The organism is Streptomyces sp. ActVer, from assembly GCF_027270795.1.
Lineage (GTDB): Bacteria > Actinomycetota > Actinomycetes > Streptomycetales > Streptomycetaceae > Streptomyces > Streptomyces umbrinus_A.
Genome location: NZ_JAPWHT010000367.1, coordinates 1 through 10,533 on the forward strand (window position 1 = coordinate 1; position 10,533 = coordinate 10,533).

Annotated in this window: 16 protein-coding genes and 1 pseudogene; 11 read left to right on the forward strand and 6 right to left on the reverse strand. The window is 67.0% G+C overall.

Annotated features, from left to right (window positions below):
- A pseudogene (locus O3Q52_RS39665) lies at window positions 1-174 on the forward strand (pentapeptide repeat-containing protein); the annotation flags it as partial.
- 503 nt (window positions 175-677) lie between these two features.
- Here the strand turns inward: O3Q52_RS39665 and O3Q52_RS39670 are convergent.
- Window positions 678-1,178, reverse strand: a complete 501-nt coding sequence (locus tag O3Q52_RS39670; protein WP_200396712.1) for a hypothetical protein — start codon at window positions 1,176-1,178, stop codon at window positions 678-680.
- 37 nt (window positions 1,179-1,215) lie between these two features.
- On the opposite strand from O3Q52_RS39670, the gene O3Q52_RS39675 reads away from it, so the two are divergent.
- Window positions 1,216-2,628: a M1 family metallopeptidase gene (locus O3Q52_RS39675; protein WP_269653420.1), complete on the forward strand. Its 1,413-nt coding sequence runs from the start codon at window positions 1,216-1,218 to the stop codon at window positions 2,626-2,628.
- 14 nt (window positions 2,629-2,642) lie between these two features.
- Here the strand turns inward: O3Q52_RS39675 and O3Q52_RS39680 are convergent, their stop codons facing one another.
- From O3Q52_RS39680 to O3Q52_RS39690, 3 genes are all read right to left on the reverse strand, one after another.
- Entirely contained in the window at window positions 2,643-2,840 is a 198-nt protein-coding gene (locus O3Q52_RS39680; RefSeq protein WP_269653421.1) for a DUF5708 family protein, read from the reverse strand.
- Window positions 2,841-3,017: 177 nt separating this feature from the next.
- A complete protein-coding gene (locus O3Q52_RS39685) occupies window positions 3,018-3,533 on the reverse strand; it encodes a GNAT family N-acetyltransferase (RefSeq protein WP_269653422.1) in 516 nt (171 codons plus the stop codon).
- Between the two features lie 10 nt (window positions 3,534-3,543).
- Window positions 3,544-3,975 carry an ATP-binding protein gene (locus tag O3Q52_RS39690; RefSeq protein ID WP_269653423.1) on the reverse strand — a complete coding sequence of 144 codons (432 nt, stop codon included), beginning with the start codon at window positions 3,973-3,975 and terminating at the stop codon, window positions 3,544-3,546.
- Window positions 3,976-4,207: 232 nt separating this feature from the next.
- Here O3Q52_RS39690 and O3Q52_RS39695 point away from each other — a divergent pair, with 232 nt between their 5' ends.
- Window positions 4,208-5,059 carry a helix-turn-helix transcriptional regulator gene (locus tag O3Q52_RS39695; RefSeq protein ID WP_269653424.1) on the forward strand — a complete coding sequence of 284 codons (852 nt, stop codon included), beginning with the start codon at window positions 4,208-4,210 and terminating at the stop codon, window positions 5,057-5,059.
- Window positions 5,060-5,076: 17 nt separating this feature from the next.
- Window positions 5,077-5,247, forward strand: a complete 171-nt coding sequence (locus tag O3Q52_RS39700; RefSeq protein WP_332112984.1) for a DUF397 domain-containing protein — start codon at window positions 5,077-5,079, stop codon at window positions 5,245-5,247.
- A gap of 7 nt (window positions 5,248-5,254) precedes the next feature.
- Here the strand turns inward: O3Q52_RS39700 and O3Q52_RS39705 are convergent, their stop codons facing one another.
- On the reverse strand, window positions 5,255-5,866 hold the full coding sequence (locus O3Q52_RS39705) for a DUF5753 domain-containing protein (RefSeq protein WP_269653426.1): 612 nt from the start codon (window positions 5,864-5,866) through the stop codon (window positions 5,255-5,257).
- Window positions 5,867-6,003: 137 nt separating this feature from the next.
- Here O3Q52_RS39705 and O3Q52_RS39710 point away from each other — a divergent pair, with 137 nt between their 5' ends.
- The 5 genes from O3Q52_RS39710 (at window position 6,004) to O3Q52_RS39730 (ending at window position 8,488) form a co-directional block, all read left to right on the forward strand.
- Entirely contained in the window at window positions 6,004-6,231 is a 228-nt protein-coding gene (locus tag O3Q52_RS39710; RefSeq protein WP_269653427.1) for a hypothetical protein, read from the forward strand.
- Entirely contained in the window at window positions 6,209-6,736 is a 528-nt protein-coding gene (locus tag O3Q52_RS39715; protein WP_269653428.1) for a DUF6879 family protein, read from the forward strand. The genes O3Q52_RS39710 and O3Q52_RS39715 overlap by 23 nt, the downstream gene beginning before the upstream one ends.
- Before the next feature lie 25 nt (window positions 6,737-6,761).
- A complete protein-coding gene (locus tag O3Q52_RS39720; protein ID WP_269653429.1) occupies window positions 6,762-7,616 on the forward strand; it encodes a DUF5753 domain-containing protein in 855 nt (284 codons plus the stop codon).
- A 143-nt stretch (window positions 7,617-7,759) separates the two neighbouring features.
- On the forward strand, window positions 7,760-7,990 hold the full coding sequence (locus O3Q52_RS39725) for a DUF397 domain-containing protein (RefSeq protein WP_269653430.1): 231 nt from the start codon (window positions 7,760-7,762) through the stop codon (window positions 7,988-7,990).
- Window positions 7,991-8,011: 21 nt separating this feature from the next.
- Window positions 8,012-8,488: a hypothetical protein gene (locus O3Q52_RS39730; protein ID WP_269653431.1), complete on the forward strand. Its 477-nt coding sequence runs from the start codon at window positions 8,012-8,014 to the stop codon at window positions 8,486-8,488.
- A 69-nt stretch (window positions 8,489-8,557) separates the two neighbouring features.
- On the opposite strand, the gene O3Q52_RS39735 is transcribed toward O3Q52_RS39730, so the two are convergent.
- Window positions 8,558-9,133: a TerD family protein gene (locus O3Q52_RS39735; RefSeq protein WP_189836814.1), complete on the reverse strand. Its 576-nt coding sequence runs from the start codon at window positions 9,131-9,133 to the stop codon at window positions 8,558-8,560.
- Between the two features lie 241 nt (window positions 9,134-9,374).
- Between O3Q52_RS39735 and arfB the strand changes: the two genes are divergently transcribed.
- Window positions 9,375-9,803: an alternative ribosome rescue aminoacyl-tRNA hydrolase ArfB gene (gene arfB, locus O3Q52_RS39740; protein ID WP_055617568.1), complete on the forward strand. Its 429-nt coding sequence runs from the start codon at window positions 9,375-9,377 to the stop codon at window positions 9,801-9,803.
- Between the two features lie 204 nt (window positions 9,804-10,007).
- Window positions 10,008-10,533, forward strand: a 526-nt coding sequence (locus O3Q52_RS39745; protein WP_269653432.1) for a sigma-70 family RNA polymerase sigma factor, incomplete at its 3' end; no start/stop codon positions are given.

Sequence of the window (10,533 nt, forward strand, 5' to 3'; positions counted from 1 at the left end):
GACCTCAGTGGGGCGACGCTCGTGGACGTCGATCTGCGGCGGGCGGCCGAGGTGGAGGTCGCGCGGGGGGTTGATCGGTTGGCGGGGGCCGTGATCAGTCCGGCTCAGTTGATGGATCTGGCGGGGGTGTTCGCGGCGGAGATGGGGGTTCGGGTGGTGGGGGTGGAAGTCTGAGACCGGCGTGCCGGGTTGTCTTGGGGCGCGGGCCGTGCCGGTACGTCGAGCCCGCCGCTCTCCGGGTATACGGCCGTGGGTTTGAAGGGCACCGCCTGACGGAGGAGCCCTATGCGGCGGACTTCGACGCACCGACACGGCCCGCTCGCGTGCGTCGTCGGCCGCGGGTGCGGTCTTGTCTCCGTCCTCGCTCCGGTGCGTCGTCGGCTGCGGGTGTGTCCCGGGCCCAGTCTCCGCTCGCGTGCGTCTTCGGCTGCGGGTGTGTCCCCTGTCCCTGTCGGGTGTGTCCCCAGTCTTCGGCTCCGTCCCTGATTACGTCTCCGGGGGCGGGTGCGGAGGGCTTGCGTTGTGAGTGCGGCCAGCGGCTTGGGCTTTGGCTTCGGGTGTGGGCGGTCGCCTTTTGGGCGTGGCCGCGCACACTCAGCCCGTCCGGCGTTTGAGGACGAGGCCGTTCAGGCCGATCGGGGGTCTGGGGGCGGAGCCCCCGGGAGAGGCACGCTGAGTCAGGGCAACCTGGGGAAGCGGGCCTCAAGACTCCAGATCGCCGGGTTCTCGCGGAGCGCCTCGTGGAGGTCGGTGAGGTCGGCCAGGAGGTCGTGGAGGAAGTCGCGGGCCTCGCGGCGGAGTTCGGTGTGGGAGAAGGTGAGCGGGGGCTCGTCGCCGGGCATCCAGTCGGACTCGATGTCGACCCAGCCGAAGCGGCGCTCGAAGAGCATGCGGTCGGTGGACTCGGTGAAGTCGAGCTCGGCGCGCTGGGGGCGGGAGGCGCGGCTGCCGAGGGGGTCCTTGTCGAGTTGCTCGACGATGTCGCACAGGGCCCACGCGAAGTCGAGTACCGGCACCCATCCCCAGCCTGTGGACAGCTCGCGGTCCGCCTTCGTGTCGGCGAGGTAGACGTCCCCGCAGAACAGGTCGTGGCGGAGGGCGTGGACGTCCGCGCGGCGGTAGTCGGTCTGCGGGGGGTCCGGGAAGCGGGCGGAGAGGGCGTAGCCGATGTCGAGCACGTGGGTGATGGTGTCACGTCGTCTTAGGATCACCGTCGTGCCCCGATCTGTGCCCGTTGGTCCAGCGACCGTCGCCGTTCTGCTCGTGCTCGCCCTCGTCGGCTGTGACGGAGGGGTGCGGGGGACCGCGGGTGCGTCCGGGGTGCGGGATCCGTACTTTCCCAAGGCTGGGAACGGGGGGTACGACGTCACCCACTACGGGCTGACCCTCGACTACGACCCCAAGGCGCGACGGCTGACGGGGAAGGCGGAGATCACGGCTCGGGCGGAGCAGGATCTGAGTGCGTTCGACCTTGATTTCAAGGGGATGGCGGTCGAGTCGGTGGACGTCGATGGCAAGCGTGCTCGCTTCAACCGCAGTGGTGGGCAGGAGCTGGTCGTCCGGCCTCGTGATGATCTTGATGAAGGAGCCGTGTTCACCACCGTTGTCCGGTACTCCGGTTCGCCGGAGACCATCACCGATCCGGATGGGTCGGAGGAGGGCTGGCTGCGGACGGAGGACGGGGCCCTCGGGCTGGGGGAACCGACCGGGTCCATGGCCTGGTTCCCCGGCAATCACCATCCGAGCGACAAGGCGACCTATGACATCACCGTCACCGTGCCCGAGGGGCTGAAGGCCGTGTCCAACGGGGAGTTGCGGAGTGAGGTGACCAGGCGGGGGCGGACCTCGTTCGTCTGGCACGTGGGGGAGCCGATGGCTTCGTATGTGGCGACGGTCGCCGTGGGGGAGTACGAGGTGCGGCGGTCCAAGGGGCCGCATGGGCTGCCTGTGTATGTGGCCGTGGATACCGGTCAGGCGAAGGCGAGCCGTGAGGTGCTCGGTCGCATTCCCGAGGTTGTGGAGTGGGCCGAGCTGAATTTCGGGGCGTATCCCTTCTCGTCGGTGGGGGCCATTGTCGAGAGGGAGGATGACGCCGGGTACGCGCTGGAGACGCAGAACCGGCCCGTGTTCCCCGGCGCTCCGAGCGTCGAGCTGCTCGTCCATGAGCTGGCCCATCAGTGGTACGGGAACTCCGTCACCCCGAAGACCTGGCGGGACATGTGGCTGAACGAGGGCTTCGCCACGTACGCCGAGTGGCTGTGGGCGGAGGACCACGGGGGTGACTCGGCCCAGGAAGTCTTCGATGCCCTCTATGAAGGCGACTACTTCGACAGCAAGGAAGACAACGACGCCGTCTGGGCCTTTCCGCCCGCCAAGCCGCCGGGTGCGGATCGTATCTCCGACAGTCCCGTGTACGAGCGGGGCGGGATGGTGCTGCACAAGATCCGCCAGGCGGTCGGTGACGACAGGTTCTTCGACATCGTCCAAGGCTGGGCAGCCACCCGTCGGCGCGGCAACGCCGACACGGACGACTTCACGGCGTACGTCGAGAAGAAGGCGCCGGACAAGGACTTCTCCCGGATCTGGGCGGACTGGCTGTACGGGGACGGCAAGCCGGACAGGCCCTGAGGGGCGAGCTCTGGTCAGCCCCTCGCGCTGCTCGTCCGTGTCGCCTGGAACAGGCCGAAGAGCGTCTGGACCCCGCCGATGACCATCATGACCACCCCGGCCTTGCCGAGGGAGACGAACGAGATCTCCACTCCGTCGGCGAACAGCTTCAGGGCCAGGCCGGCCAGGAGGGTCGCGGACCCTTCGGCCAGGTTCTTGGTGGCAGGACTCACTGGTGGGCTCGCTTCCCGGGGACGCTCCGATGCACCGGTTGCCTGGACGCAGGCCCGGACTGGACACGTCTCATCGTAGGAATGGCGAGGTCAGCGGGGCGTCGGCCGTGTGGACGAGCTGCCGCTACATCGTTCGAGGGAGTCGGAGAGCCGGGCGGCGAGGAAGTTCGCGGGGCGCTAGCGCAGGATTTTGCGCAGTACCGCGCAGGGGCGGGCCAGTTGGCGGTCCTTGCGGTGGCCGATGATCTCGTAGCCGATGGTCGTCCAGAAGGCGAGGGCCCCGGGGTTGTTGTCGAGGGCGGCCAGGCGTAGGGCGTCCCGGCCCGCCTCGCGGAAGCGGTCCTCGATGTGGGCCGCCAGCTGCCTGCCGTGTCCCTTGCCCTGTTCTTCCGCGGCCACCAGCAGCAGGCCGATCCACGGGTCGGGGTCCGTCGGGTCGGGGTGGTGGGCGAGGGTGATCGCCACGGCGGCGAGCTGTCCGGCGCTGCGCGCCAGTAAGACGTCCACGTCCGGGTTGGTCAGTTCGTCGGCCAGCGCCGCCGCCACCTGTTCCGGGCGGATGTCCTGGGGGTCCGGGAAGTCGCCGCTGAGGGCGTAGAACTCGTGGTTCGACGCGTAGAGCGCGGTGAGTTCGGTGAGGAGCGGGCCGGGGAGGTCGTGGTCCGGCGTGAGGGTGAGGGGTTCGATGATCACTCGCGGCAGGTTAGCCGCCAGTGATGCTCCGCAGCTCGAACCAGACGCGTTTGCCGGTCGTCCGAAACTCGTTGGTCCAGGTCACGCCCCAGTCGTGGGCCAACCCGGCGAGTAGTGCTAAGCCGCGGCCGTTCTCGGACTGACTGTCCGCGACTCTCAGATGGGGACGGCCGGCGCCAGGGTCGTCGTCGTACACGGAGACGAGCACGTTGTCGTGGCGGACCACCGCTTCGAGACAGATGGTGGATGCGGTGGTGTGGAGGTTGACGTTCGTCACGACTTCGGACACCAGCAGGCGTGCGGTTTCCGCGAGTTCCGGCCGACCGGTTACGCGGAGAAGAAGCGCGACGGTGTCGCGACAGACCCTTGGACTGGAGGGCGTGTTGGGGGCGTGGAGGCGGTAGGTGTGTGAGGAGTCCCCGGTGAGTACTGCGAGAGGCATGTGGCTTCTTCCTGTGCGGCACGTGATGGTTCGCGCTGTGTACCGCCGTGGCTCGGCCGCTCCAACTGGTGTGGCTGCACTGTGGTCTCACTGGTACGTGGCACGTTGCCGGTGACGACAGTAGGGCACATCTATGTGCCGTCTCATGGATGTGACGGAAATGCCACTCGTGTGAGTGGACCCGGTTGCCGCGCGCGCGGCAGACTTGGACCGTTCGACCAGGAGGGAACCCATGCCACCCAGGAGTAGCCCGACGGAACGTCAGGCCCGGCTTGGCGCGGAGTTGCGCAAGCTCCGGGAGGCGGCAGGGATGGCTGCCCGCGAAGCGGGAGCATTCCTCGGTGGCAACCAAGCACAGATCAGCCATATCGAGGCCGGGCGTTGGGGCGTGAGCGCGGACCGTGTGCGACGTCTGGCCGTGCTGTACTCGGCCTCGGACGAGAAGCTGGTGGACGCGCTGTGCGCGATGGCCGAGGATCGGGAGAAGGGCTGGTGGGAGGCGTACCGCGGAGTCGTCGCCACCGGGTTCCTGGATCTTGCGGAACTGGAGTACCACGCCAAGTGCTTGCGCAGTGCCAACGTGGTGAACGTGCCGGGCATTCTCCAGACCGAGGACTACATCCGTGCCATTCACCGCAGCTACCGGCCGGTGCTGCCCGCCGAGGACGTGGACGCACGGGTCGAGTTCCGGCTGCGACGCCGGAGCATTTTCGAGCGGGACGCAGCACCCCGGTTCCAGGCTGTCATCCACGAGGCAGCGCTGTGGATGCGCTTCGGGGGTCGCAAGGTCGCCAGGGGGCAGCTCGAATACCTGCTGGAAGCCTCGGAGTGGCCGACTGTGACGGTGCGAGTTCTCCCTTTCACCTGCGAGGAGTTCATCGAGGCGACGGACGCCCCGCTGTATGCCGGCGGAGTCGTACGGCAGCTCGACACGGTCCAGTTGGACAGCCCCGTTGGGAGTCTCTTCCTCGGAGCCGAGGCCAAGCTGAACCGGTACCGGCAACTGCTCGACATCGCCGAGCGGTCGTCGTTGAGTGAGCTGGAGTCCCGGCAGCTCATCCATCACATTGCGCGAGAACTATGAGGAGCGCCGCCTTGTCCGTGCAGTGGCAGAAGTCGTCCTTCTCCGGCGTGGAGGGCGGGAACTGCGTCGAAGTCGCCGACCACGAGGGCCAGATCCTGATACGCGAGAGTGACGCCCCGGACACAGTGATCACTGCTGCACCGGCCAGACTCCGAGGCCTGCTCAGGGCTTTGAAGGCCGAGCGGTAGAAGCCCTTCAGGAGGCTGCGTTCAGCTCCGCCTCGATCAAGTCCCGAGCTTCCTGCCCGTACACCGCGGAATGTTCAAGCAGGCCGAACGCCTTCTCGTAGATGGCAACCTCGTCCTTGTCCGTGATGTTGAGACCGGCTGAGAACGTCTCGACTCCCACTTGGATTCCGTCGAAGATCGAGAACGAGTGCCCTGGGTACAGGTCGAGTTCTGCCCGTGCGGGGATGACTCCCAGCTTCAGGCCCGGCATTTCGACGGCTTCCAGGAGGTGGGTGAGTTGGCCCTGCATCACGTCCGTGCCGCCGACATTCGTGCGCAGAGCCTGTTCGCCGAGCAGGGTGCGGTATGTACGGCCGCCCTGTCCGATGAACTGGGCGCGGGCCGTCCGGCATGCCACACCGACCTCGACGTCGTCGGGGATCCCGTGGAAATCGACGACTCGCTGGAAGACGGCGCGGGCGTAGTCGGCGGTCTGGAGGTTGCCCCAGACGACGTTGGCGCAGTAGTGACGCGAGTCCCGTGTCCTGCGGACCAGCTCAAGGAACTCGTCCTGCACAGGCCCGGTTCCCTCGTGGAGCAGTTCGTCCCACTTGTCGTGCAGTTGCCTTGGCTTCGTCATGGCAGGAAGCCTGCCCATGAACGAGGGCGGAAAGAACCTTAAGTCCGTGCAAGTGTCTGCAAGTTCAGTGCGCGCACCGGAGAGTTGAGTGCAAGCTCGGATCCGTAGATCGTCGGCCCACAAGCATGGAGGAAGCCATGGCTCTGCACCTGCTGGGCAAGGATCCTGAATCGCCGGAGGGCAAGTCTCCGACGGTGTACTACGACGACGCGACCGACAACTATCTGGTCCAGGGCTGGAAGGTGCTGGACGGCGAGCGGCTGGCGCAGCTCGACCTGCCGGAGCACGAGACCGTTGTCGAGATCCCCAAACGCATGATGCAGTTCTTCCCGGAGGTGAACGGTGGCGGAGGAGCCCACGTTTGAGGAGCTTTTCCGACTGGCCAAGCGGTCTGCGGTGCATCTTGAGATGCGGGACGGCTACATGCAGTCGGATCCGGAGTACGTGGCCTGGCGCGAGGGGGCCCGTGACGAGTCCCGCTATCTGGATCAGGAGACCAGCTCCTGGCTTGCACTGATGCGAGAGATCACCGGGCGAGGAGTGGTGGTGCGACGATCTCGGATCGTCTCGGAGCCGGTCACCGATTACATTCGCTTCGAGCATCACGTGACGGCTGGAAATGTCGAGGCGGGAGAGCAGGTTCGCTGGCTTCCTCGGCGACGGGCCTCGGATCTGGCGCTGCCTGGGAACGACTTCTGGCTGTTCGACGACAGTCTCGTCGTCTTCCTGCACTTCACGGGTGAAGGAGAACTCTCACCTGAAGGTGATGAAGAGCGGACGTCGGATCAGGCCGTGGTCAGGCTGTGTACCGAGGCTTTCGAAGCCGTCTGGGAGCGCGCTGTTCCGCATGACGAATACCGTTTGTCCTGACTGAGTGCGGCGGCGAGTACTCCAAGTGACTTCTTCAGCGTCCTCGGCCGTCCAAGAGGCACGCAGAACTCTGGGCAAGCGTCTTCGGGAGATCCGCCAAGCGGCGGGGTTCACAACGGCGCGGGCGCTCGCCGCCCGTGCCGGTTGGCATGAGTCCAAGTCCTCGCGTATCGAGAACGGTGTAACTCTCCCCTCAGAAACCGATATTCGTGTCTGGGCCGAAGTGTGCAGTGCGGAGGATCAGGTCTCAGAGCTGGTCGCCATGGCTCGCGGCATAGAGGAAATGTATGTCGACTGGCGGCGCCTGGAGCGTGCGGGCCTGAGGCATGTGCAGGCGTCGGTTCTGCCGCTATACGAGCGCACGCACCGGTTTCGCTTCTACCAGTCATGGGTCGTCCCCGGGTTATTACAGACACCCGGCTACACCTGCTCGGTACTGGAGACCGTCGCTTCTCTTCGTGAGGCTCCAGGGGACATTGCTGATGCGGTGGCCGTGAGGATGGCACGCCAGAACGTACTCCACTCTGCCGGTCGTAGGTTCGCATTCCTCGTTGAAGAGTGGGTTCTTCGTACCGTCATCGGCAATGGCGAGACCATGGCGGCTCAGCTGGGTCGGCTCATTACTACTGCTTCATTTCCCTCGGTAAGTCTCGGCGTCATTCCGATGGGTGTTCCTCGTGGGCGTGCCTGGCCGACCGAGTCGTTCTCGATCTTTGATGACGACCAGGTCGGCGTGGAACTGGTCAGTGCGCACCTCAACGTGCGTCAACCGGATGGGATCGCCGAGTATGTGCGGACGTTCGCCGAGTTGGCGGGGATTGCGGTCTACGGAGCCCAGGCGCGGAAGCTGATCACGTCTGCCATCGACGCACTCGAGTGAACCGGCGCAAGTGTGTAGAAGTTCGTTGGACTGCCGTGCTGTCCGGCCTGACGCTCTGTGCATCGTCAGTGGATGGCGTATGGACCCTGTCCTGCGTCGTCCTGCCTACAAGGGTGACGACAACCTGCTCGGAGAGGTGAGCCATGCGTGTAGTCGACCTGTACCGCATCCCCATCGGACGTGCCGAGTTCGCCAAGGCGTGCGGCGGCAACACCCACCCGGACGGAGAATCGTGCGTGACGCTGGCTCGGATCGGCCCCGACGCCTGGGCTGTCGGCGACAGCAAGAAGCCGGACGCGGAGCCGCTGCGGTTCACGACGGCCGAACTCTACGCGGCCGGTATCGACCCGACCCGCTTCGGTCTTGGCGCATAGGGCAGAGAGCAGGAAGCCCGGTTGCACCACCACGGCTACCTGTGGGTGGGTGAGAAGTCACGCTTCGATCAGGAAGGAACCCGCCGACCTGCTCCGGCGGAACCTGTCACGGGTTGCGATCCGGAGATCGTCCGACGGCACCGGCGCGCCGCCGCGGAGTTCGCGGTGTCCGAGGTGCCTTCGATCGAGACGGCGCACTGGCTGTTGAAACCGGCTGGGCACATCCGGGGCACGTGGCGTAATCCGAAGGACGCATCAGCGTGGCTGGGGTCGCAGCTCGTCGAATACGCGCCTCGTTTCAGTTGCCGACGCCAGCAGTCCGCGGCTTGGATCGCTGACACGGCTGCGTCGGCGGCGGAGAGACTGACCTGTGGCTGCGATGTGTCGCTGGGCTTCTACCTCGGCCGCCCGCTGTTTCTGTGCCTCGCCCTGATCACCTGCTCACCCAATCGCACGGCGCCAGAGCTGTTGTGTCCCGCCGGAGTGGTGGGGCAATGACGAGGAGCCCCCGGTCCGGGTGTGCCGGATCGGGGGCTCCTCCGCTGCCGTTCAGGCGGGGTTCGGCCGTCAGACGTTGACGCCGAAGTCCTGGGCGATGCCCGTCAGGCCGGAGGCGTAGCCCTGGCCGACCGCGCGGAACTTCCACTCCGCGCCGTTGCGGTACAGCTCGCCGAAGACCATGGCCGTCTCGGTGGCCGCGTCCTCCGAGAGGTCGTAGCGGGCGATCTCGGTGCCGCCGGCCTGGTTCACGATGCGGATGTACGCGTTGCGGACCTGGCCGAAGTTCTGCGAGCGGGTCTCCGCGTCGTAGATGGAGACCGGGAAGACGATCTTGTCGACGTCGGCCGGGAGGCCGGCCAGGTTGACGTTGATCGCCTCGTCGTCGCCGGCGCCCTCACCCGTGCGGTTGTCGCCGGTGTGGACGATCGTCTGGTCCGGGGTCTGCTTGTTGTTGAAGAAGACGAAGTGGCCGTCCGAGTAGACCTTGCCCGCGGGGTTGACCGCGATGGCCGAGGCGTCCAGGTCGAAGTCGGTACCCGTGGTGCTGCGGACGTCCCAGCCGAGGCCCACGGTGACGGCGGTCAGGCCCGGAGCCTCCTTGGTGAGCGAGACGTTGCCACCCTTGGACAGGCTTACAGCCATTGTTGGGAGTCCTTCCCTCGTTTGACGTACGTACGGGTCGTGCGGTCCTGCGATTGTGCTGTCCTGCGGTCCTGCGCGTCGGGCTTCGTACGGGACGAAGCTACCGGCACCCCTAAGAACGCCGAAGGGGGTCCCCAGGGTTCCGCACCTCTTTACTTTCTTTACCTAGCCTCCCGGAGGGGTGTGGCGACGCGCCGAAAAACGGGTGACGTGGACCGGACGGGCAAGGGACCATGGGGGCATGTCCGGTCCTTACGTCATCCGTGGCTCCGTCTCGCTGCCCGAGGCCGAGCTCATGTGGCGTTTCTCGCGGTCCTCCGGGCCGGGCGGGCAGCACGTCAACACCTCCGACTCCCAGGTGGAGCTGCGCTTCGACCTGGCGAAGACGGAGGCGCTGCCGCCGGTGTGGAAGGAGCGTGCCCTCGCCAAGCTGGCCGGGCGGCTCGTCGACGGCGTCGTCAGCGTGCGTTCCTCCGAGCACCGCTCCCAGTGGCGCAACCGCGAGACCGCGGCCGTCCGGCTCGCCTCGCTGCTCGCCGAGGCCACCGCCCCGCCGCCGAGGGCCCGCCGCGCCACCCGGATCCCCCGCGGGATCAACGAGCGCCGGCTGCGCGAGAAGAAGCAGCGCGGCGACATGAAGCGGGGGCGTTCCGGGCGCGACTGGACCTAGGGTCCGCCTGCCTACTGGGCCTGAGAGTCCGCGTACTGAATCTCGGCGCCTGCGTCCTTTGTCACATCCGCCTTCCGCGGTTCGTCTACTCGTCGACGGGCCGCGCGGGAGTGCGGAACAGCAGTGGCGGACGAGATGCGGCGCATGAGTGGGGACGAATTCCTGACGCCGGAAGAAAAGGCCGAAGAAAAGTCGGACGGAGGGGTGGAAGGCAAAGGCAACGGTCATCGGAACGGCCCTGGGAGTGGCGACGGTGCCGAAATTCTCGCCCTGCGGTTCGAAACGCATCGGGTCCGTCTGCGGGCCGTCGCCCACCGCATGCTCGGTTCGCCCGCCGAGGCCGACGACGCCGTTCAGGAGGCCTGGCTCAGGCTCAGCCGGTCGGACACCAGTGGGATCGCGAACCTGGGCGGCTGGCTGACGACCGCGGTCGGCCGCATCTGTCTCGACATGCTGCGCTCCCGCCGCACGCGCCGCGAGGAGCCGCTGGACGAGCAGCCGGGCGTACGGATGCCGGAACCCGTCCTCGCGCCCGTCAGCGGGGCCGACCCCGAGCAACAGGCGCTGCTCGCCGACTCGGTGGGCCTCGCCCTGCTCGTCGTACTGGAGACCCTGGGGCCGGCCGAGCGGCTCGCCTTCGTGCTGCACGACCTGTTCGCCGTGCCCTTCGACGAGGTCGCGACCGTGGTGGGGCGTTCGCCCGCCGCGACCCGTCAGCTCGCCAGCCGGG